The sequence below is a fragment of the Larkinella sp. VNQ87 genome, from assembly GCF_049445795.1.
Classification (GTDB): Bacteria; Bacteroidota; Bacteroidia; order Cytophagales; family Spirosomataceae; genus Larkinella.
The window spans coordinates 90,580-107,423 of record NZ_JBMSDT010000008.1; the positions used below are offsets into that span (position 1 = coordinate 90,580).

Annotated in this window: 14 protein-coding genes; 4 read left to right on the forward strand and 10 right to left on the reverse strand. The window is 54.0% G+C overall.

The window, feature by feature from the left end; all coding sequences use genetic code 11:
* Positions 1-120 precede the first annotated feature (120 nt).
* Positions 121-1,566: an MBL fold metallo-hydrolase RNA specificity domain-containing protein gene (locus ACO2Q8_RS15080; protein WP_423345661.1), complete on the reverse strand. Its 1,446-nt coding sequence runs from the start codon at positions 1,564-1,566 to the stop codon at positions 121-123.
* A 171-nt stretch (positions 1,567-1,737) separates the two neighbouring features.
* On the opposite strand from ACO2Q8_RS15080, the gene dacB reads away from it, so the two are divergent.
* Positions 1,738-3,261, forward strand: a complete 1,524-nt coding sequence (gene dacB, locus ACO2Q8_RS15085; RefSeq protein WP_423345662.1) for a D-alanyl-D-alanine carboxypeptidase/D-alanyl-D-alanine endopeptidase — start codon at positions 1,738-1,740, stop codon at positions 3,259-3,261.
* 22 nt (positions 3,262-3,283) lie between these two features.
* Here the strand turns inward: dacB and ACO2Q8_RS15090 are convergent, their stop codons facing one another.
* From ACO2Q8_RS15090 to ACO2Q8_RS15105, 4 genes are all read right to left on the reverse strand, one after another.
* Complete coding sequence (locus ACO2Q8_RS15090; RefSeq protein ID WP_423345663.1) at positions 3,284-3,712, reverse strand: response regulator; 429 nt, start codon at positions 3,710-3,712, stop codon at positions 3,284-3,286.
* Positions 3,697-5,184, reverse strand: a complete 1,488-nt coding sequence (locus ACO2Q8_RS15095) for a sensor histidine kinase (protein ID WP_423345664.1) — start codon at positions 5,182-5,184, stop codon at positions 3,697-3,699. Before ACO2Q8_RS15095 ends, ACO2Q8_RS15090 begins: the two co-directional genes overlap by 16 nt.
* Before the next feature lie 152 nt (positions 5,185-5,336).
* On the reverse strand, positions 5,337-5,876 hold the full coding sequence (gene hslV, locus ACO2Q8_RS15100) for an ATP-dependent protease subunit HslV (protein WP_423345665.1): 540 nt from the start codon (positions 5,874-5,876) through the stop codon (positions 5,337-5,339).
* Between the two features lie 113 nt (positions 5,877-5,989).
* Positions 5,990-7,663 (reverse strand): pyruvate dehydrogenase complex dihydrolipoamide acetyltransferase, encoded by a 1,674-nt coding sequence (locus tag ACO2Q8_RS15105; RefSeq protein WP_423345666.1) that lies wholly within the window; start codon positions 7,661-7,663, stop codon positions 5,990-5,992.
* Between the two features lie 164 nt (positions 7,664-7,827).
* Between ACO2Q8_RS15105 and ACO2Q8_RS15110 the strand changes: the two genes are divergently transcribed.
* Positions 7,828-9,567: an FAD-dependent oxidoreductase gene (locus ACO2Q8_RS15110; protein WP_423345667.1), complete on the forward strand. Its 1,740-nt coding sequence runs from the start codon at positions 7,828-7,830 to the stop codon at positions 9,565-9,567.
* A gap of 170 nt (positions 9,568-9,737) precedes the next feature.
* Positions 9,738-10,958 carry a metallophosphoesterase family protein gene (locus ACO2Q8_RS15115; RefSeq protein ID WP_423345668.1) on the forward strand — a complete coding sequence of 407 codons (1,221 nt, stop codon included), beginning with the start codon at positions 9,738-9,740 and terminating at the stop codon, positions 10,956-10,958.
* A gap of 74 nt (positions 10,959-11,032) precedes the next feature.
* On the opposite strand, the gene ACO2Q8_RS15120 is transcribed toward ACO2Q8_RS15115, so the two are convergent.
* Entirely contained in the window at positions 11,033-11,641 is a 609-nt protein-coding gene (locus ACO2Q8_RS15120) for a DNA-3-methyladenine glycosylase family protein (RefSeq protein ID WP_423345669.1), read from the reverse strand.
* A gap of 158 nt (positions 11,642-11,799) precedes the next feature.
* Between ACO2Q8_RS15120 and ACO2Q8_RS15125 the strand changes: the two genes are divergently transcribed.
* Entirely contained in the window at positions 11,800-12,864 is a 1,065-nt protein-coding gene (locus ACO2Q8_RS15125; protein WP_423345670.1) for a sensor histidine kinase, read from the forward strand.
* On the opposite strand, the gene ACO2Q8_RS15130 is transcribed toward ACO2Q8_RS15125, so the two are convergent.
* The 4 genes from ACO2Q8_RS15130 to acs all read right to left on the reverse strand — a co-directional run bounded on the left by ACO2Q8_RS15130 (position 12,798) and on the right by acs (position 16,814).
* Entirely contained in the window at positions 12,798-13,124 is a 327-nt protein-coding gene (locus tag ACO2Q8_RS15130) for an Ada metal-binding domain-containing protein (protein WP_423345671.1), read from the reverse strand. The genes ACO2Q8_RS15125 and ACO2Q8_RS15130 overlap by 67 nt on opposite strands.
* Positions 13,121-13,816, reverse strand: a complete 696-nt coding sequence (locus tag ACO2Q8_RS15135) for a 2OG-Fe(II) oxygenase (protein ID WP_423345672.1) — start codon at positions 13,814-13,816, stop codon at positions 13,121-13,123. Before ACO2Q8_RS15135 ends, ACO2Q8_RS15130 begins: the two co-directional genes overlap by 4 nt.
* Before the next feature lie 42 nt (positions 13,817-13,858).
* Positions 13,859-14,725: a methylated-DNA--[protein]-cysteine S-methyltransferase gene (locus ACO2Q8_RS15140; protein ID WP_423345673.1), complete on the reverse strand. Its 867-nt coding sequence runs from the start codon at positions 14,723-14,725 to the stop codon at positions 13,859-13,861.
* A 175-nt stretch (positions 14,726-14,900) separates the two neighbouring features.
* Complete coding sequence (gene acs, locus ACO2Q8_RS15145; protein WP_423345674.1) at positions 14,901-16,814, reverse strand: acetate--CoA ligase; 1,914 nt, start codon at positions 16,812-16,814, stop codon at positions 14,901-14,903.
* Between the last annotated feature and the right edge of the window lie 30 nt (positions 16,815-16,844).

The window sequence follows — 16,844 nt, forward strand, 5'->3', positions numbered from 1 at the left end:
GGGTCCGGCACCGGTCCGTTTCCGAAGTCCGATCAGCAGGATTCTGTTCCGTCACAATGCAACGGCCCTTTTTTCAATTGGCAAAGTTAGCGGAAAATCCGGTTCGGCAACCGTTCCGGCTCACAACTCGTACGTTTGGCCCCGCATCGGGATTTCCACCTGGGTGAAACCTTCCTCGGCTAGTGTTTGCTGAAAAGCCGCCATGCTGGTAAGTTCGCCGTGGACCAGAAAGAGTTTTTTCAGCTTTTCGGGCGACTGGGTTTTAACAAACCGGACCAGATCGTCGCGGTCGCCGTGGCCACTGAACACATCCGTCCGCTCCACTTTTGCCAGAACCGGCACCTCTTTGTCTTTGATCGAAATGGTCGGTTGCCCGTTCAGTAACCGCCAGCCCAGGGTTCCTTCCGCGCAATACCCAATAATCAGGATGGTGCAATACGGATTGCTGATGTTGGCGGCTACATGCTGCTCGACACGCCCACCCTGGACCATGCCCGAGGAGGAAATGATGATACAGGGTTCGTTGTAATTCGACACTTCCCGGCTGGCTTTCGAGCTTTCCAGGTATTCAAAATTGGCAAAGTCGAACAGGGATTCGTTTTCCTCGTAGTACTCTTTGGCCTCCCGGTTGAGCAGTCGCAGATTTTTCTGGTACACCTTCGTGCTTTCCAGCGCCAACGGACTGTCGGAGAAGACCTTAATGTTCGGAAATCCCTGTTCGGTATACAACCGATTGAGTGTGTACAGCAGCGCCTGCGTCCGGCCGACCGAAAACGATGGAATGATCAGCCTTCCCGGAATGTCGATGCAGGTTCGTTTGATGACATCGGCCAGCGTAGCCTCCGGCGTAATGGTATCAACGTGCAACCGGTTTCCGTACGTCGATTCACAAATCAGGTAATCGACCGGTGGAATCGGTTCTGGGTCAGCCAGCAACGGATATTTCCGGCGACCGAGATCGCCGGAAAAGCAAATGCTTTTTTTCTGGCCGTTTTCGTAGACGTTGATCAGAATGTGGGCTGCCCCCAGCAAGTGACCGGCTGGAATGAATGTCACATCGACATCATCAGCTAGTTTAAATTTTCGGTTAAACTGGATCGGTACGACGTTTTCCATCGACTCGCGCACCTGCTTTTCCAGAAACAATTCCTTCTGAAGCCCCGCCAGCTTTTTCCGAACCTTCGATTTTTTGCTTTTTCCAACCTCACTGAGTCGGCGGTAGTTTAAGGCAGCCGCATCCTGTAGTAATAAATTCGTCAGCGAATACGTCGGATCGGTGCATAAAATCTGCCCCTCGTAGCCTTCCCGGTACAGGTTGGGCAGGTTGCCGCTGTGGTCGATGTGCGCGTGCGTCAGGAGAACCACGTTGATCATGGAAGCCTCGAAGGGAAAATACCCGGCTCCGGGGTTCGACGTTTCAGCGCCTTCGTCGGCCTGGCCATTCAGGGCGGCCTTCTTGTCCATATCAGTCCCGCAATCAATCAGGATACGGTATTGATCGTCCGTTTCCAGAAGAAACATACTACCGGTTACCTGACGGGCCGCCCCCCAAAATGTTAACTTCATTCGATTTGATTAATGTCCCCGGCAGCCGACTGTCGCACGTCAACCACCCTGGGAAGCTTTAAAATTGTTTTGTATTTTGATCAGAACAACAGAAACGGGCTTAAGATTCTGGTAATTTTGCAATATTACAGAAATACACTTTCATAAACTACCGGTACTTTTCGGACTTCCATGCGCAGGCCCCAGTCGTTGCTTTTTGGCTTTGTTTTCCTGCTGTTTTCCTATCATCGGGCCTTTTCATCCGCCGATTCCCTGGCCCTGCGACGCTTACAAGCCACCCTTAGCCAGCTTCAAAGCAGCCCGGCGGTCCGGAACGGCACGGTCGCCCTATCGGTTCGCCGGGTTCGCGATGGCGTTCCGCTTCTGGAGTTTAACGCCCAACTGAGCTTACCCTCGGCCTCCACGCTCAAACTGGCCACGACGGCCACGGCGCTGGCGGTGATGGGTGAAAATCATTCGTACCAAACCACGCTGGAATACGACGGCAGCATCCGGGACAGTATTCTCCATGGCAATCTGTACATTCACGGTTCGGGTGATCCCACGCTCGGCAGCAGCCGGTTTACCGAATTTGCCGACGCGCCCACCCTGCTCCGTACCTGGACCGATGCCGTGCAGGCGGCCGGAATCAGGCAAATCCGGGGTTCGGTCATTGGCGATGCCTCGGCGATTCAGACACAGCCTGTGCCCGATACCTGGGTCTGGGGTGATATCGGCAACTATTACGGTGCGGGTATCCACGGTTTAAACTTCAACGAAAACCTGTATCGGGCAGTTTTTAAACCAGCCAAAACCGTCGGGCAGCCCGCTCCGCTGCTCCGGACCGAACCTCCCACGCCCTTTTTGCAACTCCAAAATAACGTCCGAACCGGACCGGCCGGGTCGGGCGACGAAGTGATTATTTACAATGCGCCCCCAGCCACCCAGGTCTTTCTGGAAGGCACTGTCCCGGCAGGTGTCAGTGAGTTTGGCGTAAAAGGCTCGCTGCCCGATCCGGCTTTTGTAGCCGCTTTTGCCTTAAACGAGCGGTTACAACGAGCGGGTTTTATCGTCCACAATGCTCCGGTTTCAGTCGGTCCGGGCCGTACGTTGGAAACCCGGAATCTGGCAATTGCTCCGGGAACCAGGCGCACCCGGCTTCACCTCCACACCTCGGTTCCACTCGGCGAAATTGCCCGGCAAACCAATTACCACAGCATCAATTTGTATGCCGAAGCCTTACTGATCCTGGCCGGAAACGCCCTGGCAAAATCACCCGTCAGCACCGAGCAGGCAATTCGACAAATGATTCAATTCTGGCAGGCTAAAGGCCTTGATCTGACCGGGTTCCGGCCCAAAGATGGGAGTGGTTTATCGCCCGTCGGCGCGCTGACAGCCGCCAGTCTGAGCGGGATTTTGGCGGCCATGTCGAAGGAAAAAAGTTTTTTACCTTTCTACGACAGCATCCCGGTGGTGGGCGAATCCGGAACGGTCAGAGGGCTGGCCCGGGGCAGCTCGGCGGCTGGCAATGTCAGGGCCAAAAGCGGCACCATCGAAGGCGTCCGGGCCTATGCCGGGTATGCCACATCGGCCGATGGTGAGTTGCTCAGCTTCACGGTTTTTGTGAATAAATACCAGCCGGGCACGATGAAAAGCGTCATGAGTTATCTGGAAAAAATCATGGTGCAACTCACGACGCTCAAAGTGGGTGAATGAGCGGCCTACGGCCGCCCGGTTTCTAGTTCCGACCGCTGACTTTCACCACATTGAACCAGTAATCGCCAATCGTCCGGATGATGTCCATCAGCTTTTTGAACGAAGCGGGTTTGGTAATGAAGCTGTTGGCGCCCCACAGATACGAATTATCGACGTCCACGTTGGCATCCGATGTGGTCAGAATCACGACCGGAATATGGCGCAGGTCCCGATCCGACTTGATTTCCTGCAAGGCTTCCCGGCCATCTTTGCGGGGCATGTTCAGATCGAGCAAAATCAACTCCGGCAGGGCATGCTCCGAGTTCTGGTAGCGGCCCGATCGACGCAGAAACTCCATTAATTCTTCCCCGTCTTCCACGATCGACATTTCGGTTACCGGGAATTGCTGGCGAAACGCTTCACGCGTCAGGAAGCGGTCGTCTTCATCGTCATCAGCTAAGAGTATATGCACTGGTTTCGTGAGTTGCTGCATTGTCGTGAACAGACTGGGTCTGTTTTTTCGGGTAAAATAATGATAAAGGTCGAGCCAACGCCCGGTTGACTTTGGGCCGTAATCAATCCTTTATGGTTGTATACGATGCGTTTACAAATGGCAAGGCCAATGCCGGTTCCTTCGTAGGTCGTTTTGCCATGAAGCCGCTGGAAAATTTTAAATATGTGATCAAGGTATTTTTCATGAAAGCCAATTCCGTTGTCCGATACAGTAATTCGGTAGTATCTTTTACCAGGAATCAGTTCGTCGTACGCATCCCCATCGACGGTCCGGCCCTGAATGGTAATCAAGGGAGGCTCATTCGGTTTGGTAAACTTCAAAGCGTTCGAGATCAGGTTCGAAAACAGATGATCCATCTGACTTTGTACGGCTTCGATAGCCGCCAGACTTCCAATCTCAAACCGGGCTCCTGCGGCTTTGATTTTAAGTTCCTGATCTGTCAAAATACCCTGTACGACATCGCCCAGCCGAACCATTCGAAACGGCTCCTGCTTGTTCGAAATCCGGGAAAAATTCAGCAGATCCTTGATCATCTTGGACATCCGCTCCGCCGATTGCAGAATCTTGTTCAGATACATGACACCCTCCTCCGAAAGACCCTGCTGGTGCCGGTCACGCAGCAAATAGCCAAATGACTGGATCTTTCGCAACGGCTCCTGCATATCATGGGAAGCAACAAATGCAAACCGTTCCAACTCTTCGTTTGAAACTTCCAGCAACTGAATTTTCTCCTGTAACTCATCCTCATACGCCCGAAGCTGGTTCTCACTCATCTGGCGCGTATTCAACTCATTTTCCAGCAAATTGTAGGACACAATCAGGGTAATTAAAGTCAGTAGCGAAACCGTAAAAATCCCAATCAGCGTATTCAAAAAGGAATCTTCAGCGGCTTGCGAAAACCGGTCGAACTTTTCTTGTTCGAGGGTATTCATGTCGGTCAGCACCTTCCGAACCTGGTCCATGTGGGTCATTCCGAGCCACATATACGACCGGACAATGGAGATCGGCACCCGGTTTTTCATAGCGTCGATCAGTTGACGCGCGGTTACCAATTTGATATCGATTCGCCGGATCAATGAATCCAGATTCTGACTTTGTTGGTGATGATCGGCCACCAGTTCCCGAATTTTTTCAAACTCTTTCGGAAACTGCGGAACAGCCGCATCGAACGCTTTCAGGTAATTGCCATCTCCTGAGGAGGCCACATACCCACGCTCGCTCGTCTCCACATCGGTAATCAGCGACAGCACTCGTGTCAACCGGTTGATTACCTGCTGACTATCTGTAATTTCGGAACTTGCCTCCCGGTATTGCTGGTAACTGTATAACGTAACTCCGAACCCCAAAACAATCAGCAAAAGCGCTATTCCGAAACCGAATATAATCCGTTTTCGAACTGCCTTTGGCAAAACTGATCGGATGGCTCTCATTGGGTTTTGTAGTTGGAATTCAACGTCCTTTTCAGACCGCTTTTTACGTTCGATATTCGTTATTCGCTATTCAGTATTCGATATTTGTTCAATCGTTTTAATATCGAATATTGAACACCGAATTACGAAGTAACGAGCCGGTGATGATAAACCTAGCGGATCGTCTCGACCACCAGATTATGGTTGGTATAAATGCAAATGTCGGCTGCAATATGCAAACTTTCCCGCACCATTTCTTCGGCGGTCAATTGCGGAGCGTGTTTTTTCAAGGCAATGGCCGCCGACTGCGCAAACATGCTGCCGGAACCAATGGCGGCAATCTGCTGATCGGGTTCAAGGACATCACCGGTGCCGGAAATCACCAGCATATCCTCTTTGGAAGCGACAATCAGCATGGCCTCCAGTTTACGGAGGTAGCGGTCGGTGCGCCAGTCTTTAGCCAGTTCGATGGCGGCCCGTTTCAGATTGCCACCGTAGGCATTGAGTTTTTCTTCAAACCGCTCGATCAGCGTGAAGGCGTCGGCCGTTGATCCGGCGAAACCGGCCAATACCTTGCCATTCAGCAGACTGCGTACTTTTCGAACGTTACTTTTGGCAATTGTATTGCCCATCGTGGCCTGGCCATCCGCCCCGAGCGCGATTTCACCGTTGTGCATAATGCCGACCACGGTAGTTGCATGAATTTTCTGCATTCGATTGATGATCTGCTATTCAATGTTTAAAGGTTTACAGGTTAACCGCCGGGGATCCGAATTCGTCCCCAAAACCGTTAAACCGTAAACCTTAAACGTTAAATCTCTTGTGTTTATACCAGCATGCCGAACGGATTTTCCAGCAGCCCTTTAAAAGTTTGCAGGAAAGCCGCACCTGTAGCCCCGTCAACGGACCGGTGATCGCACGAAAGCGTCACTTTCATGACATTGGTCGGCTTGGGCGTGTCACCGTCGAACACAACGGTTTGTTTGATCGCCCCAATCGCCAGAATACACGAGTCCGGCGGGTTGATGATGGCCGTAAACTCATCGATACCGAACATGCCCAGGTTGGAGATCGAGAACGTGCTGCCTTCCCAGTCTTTCGGCTGGAGTTTTTTGTCCTTCGCCTTCCCGGCCAGGTCCTTCACCTCGGCGGCAATGGCCGAGATCGTTTTCTGATCGGCATTCCGAACGACCGGCACGAGCAGGCCTTCGTCGACCGCAACGGCCACGCCAATGTTGACGTAATGGTACCGGCGGATTTTGTCGCCCAGCCACGACGAGTTGACGGCCGGGTGTTTTTTCAGCGCCAGGGCAGCGGCTTTCAGCACGAAGTCGTTGAACGACACCTTCACCGGGCTGACCTCGTTGACTTTGCCGCGCAGTTCCATCGCCTTGTCCATGTTGATTTCCATGGTCAAATAGAAATGGGGCGCGGTAAACAGGCTTTCCGACAACCGGCGGGCAATGGTCTTTCGCATCTGCGTCACCGAAATATCTTCGTAGCTTCCGGCTGGGCTGGCAGCCGCAGCAGACTGGGTAGCCGGAGCCGGTTGAGCCGCCGTAGCCGGTTTTTCGGCCGGTTTGGAAGCCGGGGCCGGTTGAGCCGGAGCAGGCTGGAAGGTTTCGACATCGCGCTTCACAATTCGCCCGTCGGGGCCTGAACCCTGCACTTCGGCCAGGTTGACGCCTTTATCTTTGGCGATCTGCTTGGCTAATGGCGAGGCAAAAATTCGTCCTTCATGGTCGCTGCCGGCTGCGGTTTCGGCCGGAGCTGCTGGTTGGGCTTCGGCAGCTTTCGGCACTTCAGCCTGCGGAGCGGCTGCGGGCTGTCCACCCTGCAGCAACACTTTGAAATCAGCGCCTTTTTCACCCACGACCGCAATCACTTCATCGACGGCCACCGAGTTGCCTTCTTTCACGCCGATGTAGAGCAGGGTGCCCTCTTCATAGGCTTCCAGATCCATCGTTGCCTTGTCGGTTTCGACTTCGGCCAGCACATCGCCCGATTTCACCGTATCCCCTTCTTTCTTATGCCAGGCCACGATGGTTCCTTCGGTCATCGTATCGCTCATTTTCGGCATCCGGATCACCGTCGCGTTGACGTTGGCAGCCGGTGCTGCCGAAACCGCTTTGGCATCGGGTGTCTGGCTGGTCGATTGTTCGGGAGCGGACCCGTTCGGACTGGGAGCCGGACTTGGTTTTTCGACCGGAGCTTCGGCCGCGCCGTTCGATGAACCGTCCAGTAACGCTTTGTAATCTTCACCGGCTTTCCCAATCACGGCAATGACACCATCGATCGGAACTGCCTGACCTTTTTCAACTCCAATGTATAACAGCGTTCCTTCGTCGTACGCTTCCAGGTCCATCGTCGCCTTATCGGTTTCGACCTCGGCCAGCACGTCGCCCGACTTAACGGTATCGCCTACTTTCTTATGCCATTCAGCGATGACACCCTCAGTCATGGTGTCGCTCATCTTGGGCATGCGGATTAATTCTGCCATATGCGGTTTTGTACGAGTATATCAAAGAGTTCTGCTTCGAGTGTCCAAAATTAGAAGAAACCGGGGAAAGTTGGTTAACCTGATGCGAAGTTTCCACTTATCCGCTTTGATTTGCAAATTGCCGCCAGAAATCAACCCACTTCTCCTTTGTCATTGTTTTGTTCATGAATCGAAGAAATTTCATCGAAACCGTTACCCTGGGCTTTGCCACGGCGACATCGGTCTTTTCCGGTAGTATCCCGGCTTCGGCCGCAACGTCAGCCCGTTGGTCGAATCGGCTGCATACGGATAACGAATTTTCGGCGGATGTGGTTATTGCCGGGGGCGGATTGGGAGGCTGTGCAGCCGCCCTGGCTGCATTGCGGGTGAATCTGCGGGTTGTCCTGACGGAAGAAACCGACTGGATCGGCGGGCAAATCAGCCAGCAGGGCGTTCCGCCCGACGAGCACCAATGGATTGAAACCCACGGCGCTACGCAGCTTTACCGGGATTTTCGAACCGCCGTTCGAAACTACTATATTCGGAATTACCCGCTGACCGACGAAGCCCGCAACCGGAAACACCTGAACCCTGGAGATGGTGCCGTGTCGCGGCTTTGCCACGAACCCCGCGTCGCGGTGGCGGTTTTGCAGGACATGCTCGCTCCCTACCAAAGTACCGGACAGCTAACTTTATTGCTGGAACACAAAATCGTGAGCGCGGACACCACCGGTGACCGGGTTCGTGCGTTAAAAGCGCTCAGCCTGCGTTCCGGGAAAGAAGTCGTGCTGACCGCTCCCTATTTTGTCGATGCCACCGAACTGGGCGATTTACTCCCGCTGACCAAAACCGAATTTGTAACCGGCACGGAATCGAAAAAGGAAACCGGTGAACTCCACGCCCCCGACAAAGCCGACCCCACCAACCAGCAGGCGTTTACGGTTTGTTTTGCGATGGATTATGTGCCGACACTGAACGGCAAACCCGCCAGCCACCTGATCGAAAAACCGGCGGAATACGCATTCTGGCAAAAGTTCATCCCTCAGTTGACACCCGCCTGGTCGGGCAAACTACTCGATCTGACCTACTCCAGCCCCACCACCCTGGACCCAAAACAGCTTGGCTTTCATCCCGAAGGCATCCCGACCGGCTCGGCCCTCAATCTCTGGAATTACCGGCGGCTAATTGCCAAAAATAACTTTAAACCGGGGACGTTTCTCAGTGACATTACGGTGGTCAACTGGCCTCAGAACGATTATTTTCTGGGTAATCTGGTTGGTGTGAGTGACAAAGAGTTTAAGAAGCAGGTCGACCGGGGCAAACAACTGAGTCTGTCGCTGCTCTACTGGTTACAAACCGAAGCTCCGCGTCCCGATGGCGGGCAGGGCTGGCCGGGGCTGCGGCTGCGTCCCGACATCATGGGCACCGAAGACGGCATGGCCAAGTACCCGTACGTGCGCGAATCGCGCCGGATCAAGGCGGTTTTTACGGTTTTGGAAGAGCACGTCGGCGCGGCCAACCGGGCGCTGATTACCGGACAAAAAACCGGCAATACGGCGGCTGATTTTTACGACAGCGTCGGCATCGGCTACTACCACATCGACCTGCACCCAAGCAGCCGGGGCAACAATTACATCGACTTCGGCTCGCTGCCGTTCCAGATCCCGCTCGGGGCGCTATTGCCCCAACGCATGGAAAACCTGTTACCCGCCAACAAGAACATCGGCACCACACACATCACCAACGGCTGTTACCGACTCCACCCGGTCGAGTGGAGCATCGGTGAAGCCGTTGGTCATCTGGCCGCTTTTGCGCTTCAGAAAAACGTCATTCCCCGCACCGTCCGGGAGCAAAAACCGCTGCTGGAGGAGTTTCAAAACCGGGTCCGAAGCAGCGGCATTGATACGAATTGGCCCAAAGCGTGATGGGCAACGCCCACTTCGGTATTCGGTGTTCGTTATTGAGTGTTCGCTATTTGCTTAAAAATTTTAATAACGAATATCGAATGTTGAACACCGAATAACGAAGTAAAAAAGTAGCGAAAAGCCGCCGGAGCAAACACTGAAGCCGGTTTTTGGGTTAGTCAGAGAACATTATGAGCGAAGATCAGCACAAGAAACGAGACCCGGAACAATACGTTGATCTGGGCCATTTCGACCTGGAAAACCACCTCAAGACGCAGGTGGCTTTGTACGAAAAACGCTTGAAAGAGGGAACGGCTGCCAACAAAGTGGCCGCATTTTTTGCAACCAACCTGTTAGGGTTTGCCTATCATTACCTCAAAAGCCGGTTTGGCCCCAAAGCGGCCTATCAATATTACCCCAGCAACGGCGATGACGGCATTTATCGGCTGCATACATATACAGAAGCCGTAACCATTGCGCTCGTGTCAGACTGGGCGACGGACACGCCCGAGTCGGACCTGATCGGCAACCTCATCCGGGACTATGATCCCGATTACACCATTCACCTCGGCGATGTGTATTTTGTTGGAACGCCCGAGGAAGTGGCCACCAACTTTACAAATCCGGATGCGTCCTGGCATTTCGGCAAACACGGAAGTCTGGCGCTGTCGGGCAATCACGAAATGTATTCCAACGGGTCGGCTTATTTCAAGAAGCTGCTGCCCGCCATGAAAATCCGGAAAGGCGACCAGATTGCGACGCAGCAGGCCGGTTTTTTCTGCCTGGAAAACGAACACTGGCGCATCATCGGCCTCGACACAGGTTACAACTCCACCAACCGGCCGCTGCTGGAAGTGTTGTTCAAACCCGACTGTAACCTTCGGGATGAGCAGCTCAAATGGCTAACGGATATCGTCAAACTGAACGATCCGAACGACAAACGGGGCATCATTCTCCTGAGCCACCACCCCTACTTTTCTTCGTTTCGCGACGATCATCCGGTGGTCGGTCGGCAGCTCAAAAAGGTCTTCGGAGCCGCCGAACGACCAGTTTTGTGGTTTTGGGGGCACGAACACCGGCTTTCGTTTTATAACCAGTTCGGTTTTCCGGACGGTATCAAAGCCTGGGGGCGCTGCGTCGGCCACGGTGGCATGCCCGTCGAAACCGATGCGCCCGACCGGGGCCACCTGGGCCAACTGCTGTTTTACGACCAGCGCATCCGGGAACGCATCCGCCGACGCAACGTCGGCTACAACGGTTTCGCCCTCCTGACAATCCAGGGGCCCGCCATCACCGTTCAGTACATCGACCAGAAAAAACAGACCGTCATCACTGAACGCTGGACCGTCGACCCCACCGGCCAGCTCACCACCGAAATCCTGGAGATCCACCCGGAAGTGACCAAATATTAGTTAAGAGTGAAGAGTGAAGAGTTGGCTCCGCCGTTTCCCATAAAGTGGCGAAGCCAACTCTTCACTCTTAATTCTTAATTCTTCCAGCGCCAGAGGTAGCGGGATGCCAGGGAACGGTGGGGACGCCAGGCTTCGGCGATGGCGTGAAGGCGTTTATAGAGGGCGCGGCCGGTTTCGGTCAGTCCGTAGGCATTTACCATTTTCTGGCGAATGACCAGGTCATCGACCGGAAATACATCGGGGCGGTTGAGCACGAACAGCAGCAACATCTCGACCGTCCAGCGGCCTACGCCCTTGATCGGCAGCAAGTATTGGATGATTTCCTCGTCGGTCATGGTTTCGAGGAAGTCGCTGGTCATGGGGTTTTGGAGCGCAAACTCGGCCACGCTTTGCAAATAGCGTGCTTTCTGGCCCGAAAGTCCGGCGCTTCGTAACACTTCCGGAGTCTTGGCAAGCAGTTGGTCCGGGTGCGGATACCCATCAGCGAACAGGGCCAGAAACCGGGTGAAAATGGAATCAGCGGCTTTGACGGAAATTTGCTGCGATACAATACTTTCCAGCAACGCCAGATACACCCGGTTTTTGGCCGGATCGCGGTCGTACGCGAACGCGATTTTCGGCTCGGGCGTGCAGTAAATAATCTGTTTCAGAACCGGGTCCTGCGAAAGGTGGGCCAGTGGCATGGGCAATTTTCTATAGTTTACTGACTGAATATCGGAAAAATCAGTGCCTGGTACTACGGTTTTTCCAAAAATCAGGCAGGGTCATCGATCAAAGGACCTGAAAAAGCCAATTTCGGCAAAAGTCTATGTATCTTTAGAGGATCATTTGAGGCTCTTTTATGAAAGAGTGGTTACGAATCAACCGCTACGATGTGCTTGTCATGCTGGTCAATTACCCGGCCTTATTCGTCGGTAATTACCTGGTGCTGGGGCAAGCGTATTTCAATAACTTTCCGACTTTTCTTCCCCTCACGCTGGCGCAAACCGGTTTATTCTTTCTGTTTGCCCTGATCATGGATGTGTGGACCAAGTATATGCACCACCGATACGGTGGACTTGACCAGGCCGTTCGGCGGCTCACCTTCTGTCTGGTCTTTTACATTGTTGTTACGTTCGTGTTCGTTTGTCTGCTTTACGGCCTGTACGACTGGCTGGAAGCACCGGGTTACCGGTTTAGCGCGACGGTTTTTGGCTGGACGGCCCTAATTGGCTTTATTACCAACATTGTCTCCGTTGGCCTGCTGGAGTCCGTTCATTCCTACCATCAATGGAAAGAAAGCGTCGAACGCGAATACGGGCTGAAGCAATTGAACATGCAACGGCAACTTGACTCACTGAAGCAGCAGGTCAACCCGCATTTTCTGTTCAACAGTCTCAATTCGCTCACGGCGTTGATCGGTGAAAACCCGCAGCAGGCCGAAACGTTTGCCGAAGAACTCAGCTCGGTGTACCGGTATTTGCTCCGTAGTAACGAAACGATCCTGACGACACTCAGCAGCGAACTCGACTTTATTCAATCGTATTTTCATTTGCTGAAAACCCGGCACGGCGCGGCATTGAGCCTGGTTATCAAGATTTTTCCCGGCACCGAGCAGATGAAACTGCCCCCGCTCACCTTGCAGTTGCTGGTCGAAAATGCCGTCAAGCACAATGTCACTCTGGCCGAACAGCCCCTGCAAATTGAGATCGAAACCGATGAACGGGGAGCGCTAACCGTTCGGAATACCCTGCAAAAAAAGAAGTTACGGGTTCTTTCCAATGGCGTCGGTTTGAGCAACATTCTGGCCAAATACCAGATGTTAGGTCAACCATCGCCCTCAGTGCAGGAAACCGGCGATCAGTTTGTGGTAACGTTATCACTCATTGAAGCCGACGCCGTTTTGGCTGCCACTCCCCTCGGGTAACCGGCGCCCCCCTCCTTCCACAGCCGGTATTTCGCGCGCAGGCAATGGCCACAGGGCCGGAATCCGCTGGCAACAGCCTCGTCTTCCGACGAAAAGAAAACCCGGTTTTTCCGATGCATCCGTCGGCCTGACTGACAACGCAACGTCCCGTAGGTTTTCAGAACCGCATTGCCACCGAAGACGATCTGCCCGGTTTTTATCAACTTCCAAAGCTCGGCCAGACCGGTTTCGGTGTCGGCAAAGTCAGTGTGACAAATCATGCCGCATCGTGAAAAATGATGCCGAGCGTATACCGGTTTCCCGATCGGACCGCGCTGACGCCGTGCTTCATGGCGACCCGGTAATAGCCTTTGGAGCCTTTTTGCGGACGAAACTGCGTGGTAAACAGAAGCACATCACCCTGCCGGGGTGTCAAAACCGTTGCCTTCGACTGCGCCCGGGGCACCTGCTCCGACAGGACAAACTCCCCACCGGTGTAGTCTAGGCCTGGTTCACTTAGAAACAGCACAGCCTGCAACGGAAAGTACACCTCACCGTACAAATCCTGATGCAAGGTGTTGTGTCCTCCTTCGCCGTATTTCAATAACAGGGGTGTCGCCAGGTACTGGCCGTTCTGGTGGCATTCGGCCAGAAAACCGGCGTGGTCGGCGGGGTATATCAATCCGGTCCGCAAGGCTTGCATCCACTGATTCGCAACGGGTTGGAGTTCTGCGTACAGGACCGTCCGAAGGTACTGGATCCGATCCGGCAGCGGATAAGTAAAGTATTTGTATTCGCCCAGACCAAACCGGTAACGCTCCATGACAATCGTTTTCCGGAAATACTCTGGCTGGTCATACAAGGCTTTCAAGGTCTGGCACTCGTCCGGATTCAACACCTGCTCCAACACAGCAAACCCATTCTGGTCAAGCGTTTGCCGGACATCCAGCCAATTTACAAGATCAATCGTCATAAAAATGAACTGAAGATGATAACCAGAATTTTCGCTCTTTCACTATTTCGCTCTTTCGCTCTTTTCAAAAAAAGCCGCTTCCCAGCCCAGCAAGGCGGTTTTTCGGGTGGCTCCCCAGCGGTAATTGCCAAACAACCCGGTTTTTCGGATCACGCGGTGGCACGGAATCAGGTAGCCGACCGGGTTGCTGCCGATGGCCGTTCCGACCGCCCGCGACGCCGACGGCATTCCGATGGCGATTGCCACCTGATCATAACTCGCCACCTGTCCTTCCGGAATTTTAAGCAGAGCTTCCCAGACTTTCAGTTGAAATGGGGTAGCTTTGACGGCAATCCGAAGCGGTTTTCGGTCCGTCAGGGTGAAAATGCCCTCGGCTATGGGTCGCAGTTCTTCCAATCCGGGCAGCAGCCGGGCTTCAGGCCACTCAGCGGAAAACCGGGTCGCCAGGCTGGCGGCATCGGTAGCGTCGGCTTCGTCCAGAAATTCCAGTTTACAGATTTTGTCGCCAATTGCCCCGAGCAGATACGGCCCGAACGGGCAGTCAAACAAACCGTAGCGAATCGCTACGCCTTCTCCACCCTGTTTAAACTGGCCCGGCGTGATGCCCTCCAGCACCACGAAGAGGTCGTGCAATCGGCCGGTCCCCGACAGCCCGGCGGCATCGGCGGCTTCGGCCAGCGTCTGCCCGTTGCGCAGTCGTTTCTTGGCAAAATCAAGGGTCAGGTATTGGAGGAATTTCTTGGGACTGACCCCGGCCCAATCCGAAAATAACCGCTGAAAATGGTATTCACTCAGGTTGGCGCGGTCGGCTACGTCGGCCAGGGAAGGTTGCTGCCGGAAGTTCTCGGTTAAAAACTCAATCGAGCGGGCAATTTGCCCATAAATAGGATTGGTTTCGGTCGTGTTCATGCTTGTTGTCGTTTGCATGAAACAAAGATACCGCTGGAAAACCGCTCCCAAAACCCGATTCTTGCGGACTTTTTTGTTGTACCCACGGACTAAAGTCCGTGTGAGCAGGGATTACCTATAAGTTTATATTACCTAATGAACCAAATAAGCTCACACGGACTAAAGTCCGTGGGTACTATTTCACACCAACCAACGCACCGTTCTTGATCTCTTCGACCACCGCCGGATCGAGCAAGGTCGAGGTGTCGCCCAGGTTTTCGGTTTCGCCTTCGGCAATCTTGCGCAGAATCCGGCGCATGATTTTCCCGGAACGAGTTTTGGGTAAACCGCTGACGAACTGAATTTTATCCGGTTTAGCAATTGGCCCGATCACCCGGCTAACCGTCGCCAGAATATCCCGCTTCGTCAGGTCGGCATCCCCGTGCGACATCTGCTGCTCGGTAATCACGTAGGCATAAATGCCCTGGCCTTTAATGTCGTGTGGATAGCCCACTACGGCGCTTTCCACGACACCCGTGTGCATGTTGATCGCATTTTCGACCTCGGCGGTTCCGATCCGGTGGCCGGATACGTTCAGTACGTCGTCGACCCGGCCCGTGATGCGGTAGTAGCCGTCTTCGTCGCGCAGACAGCCATCGCCCGTAAAATACAGTCCTTTGTAGGTGCTGAAATACGTCTGGCGGCAGCGCTCGTGGTCGCCATAGGTGGTGCGGAGAATACCCGGCCACGGAAACTTTAGGCAAAGGTTTCCGCTGACGCCGTTTCCTTCAATTTCCTGTCCATTCTCGTCCACCAGCATTGGCTGCACCCCCGGCAGCGGCAGGGTGGCGTAGGTCGGTTTTGTTTTGGTAACCCCGGCGATCGGCGAAATCAAAATTCCGGCGGTTTCGGTTTGCCACCACGTATCGACAATCGGGCAGCGGTTTTTGCCGATATGATCGTCGTACCAATGCCAGGCTTCCTCGTTGATCGGTTCGCCCACCGAGCCCAGCACTTTCAGCGAACTCAGGTCGTGACTTTCCACTTTTTCCAGGCCAAAACCCATCAGCGACCGGATGGCCGTTGGGGCCGTGTACAGAATATCGACTTTGTACTTATCGACAATATCCCAGAACCGTCCGCAATCCGGCCAGGTCGGAACGCCCTCAAACAGCAGACTGGTGGCTCCGCAGGCCAGCGGGCCGTACACAATGTAGCTGTGGCCCGTGATCCAGCCGATATCCGCCGTACAGAAATGTACTTGGCCCGGTTCATACTGAAACACGTTCTGGAAGGTATAGGCAGTATAAATCATGTACCCGCCACACGTGTGCACCACCCCCTTCGGCTTGCCCGTCGAACCCGAGGTATACAGAATGAACAGCATGTCTTCGGCGTCCATTTCTTCGGCGGGGCACTCGGCCGTCACCAGCTTCAGTTCCTGCTCCATCCACACATCCCGCCCTTTGAACATGGAAACCGGAGTGCGCGTCCGTGTCAGCACGATCACCTTCTTGACGCTCGGACATTGCACGAGCGCATCATCGACGGTTTCTTTCATCGGAATTTCCTTGCTGCCCCGATACGCACCATCCGACGTGATGACCAGTTTGCACTGCGCGTCGTTGATGCGGTCGGCGATGGACTGGGCCGAAAAACCACCGAAGACTACGGAGTGAATGGCCCCGATTCGGGCGCAGGCCAGCACGGCAATCGCCAGTTCGGGCACCATCGGCATGTAGATACAGACCCGATCGCCTTTCACGACGCCGTTGCGCTTCAGCACGTTCGCCATCCGGCACACCTGATCGTGGAGCATCCGGTAGGTGAGTGTTATTCCGGCTTCGTTCGGATCATTCGGCTCCCAGATGATGGCGGGCTGATCACCCCGTTCGGCGAGGTGGCGGTCCAGGCAGTTTTCGGTAATGTTGAGCTTGCCACCCTCGAACCACTTTACATCGGGCTCCTCGAAATTCCACTGGAGCGCTTTCTTCCACGGTTTGCGCCATTGGAAGTTCTGAGCAATTTCGGCCCAGAATCCTTCCGGGTCTTCGACACTGTAGCGATACGCTTCCTGATATTCTTCAAAGGTTCGGATTCGAAAATTCATATTTTTACATACGATCGTTCAGACCGCTAA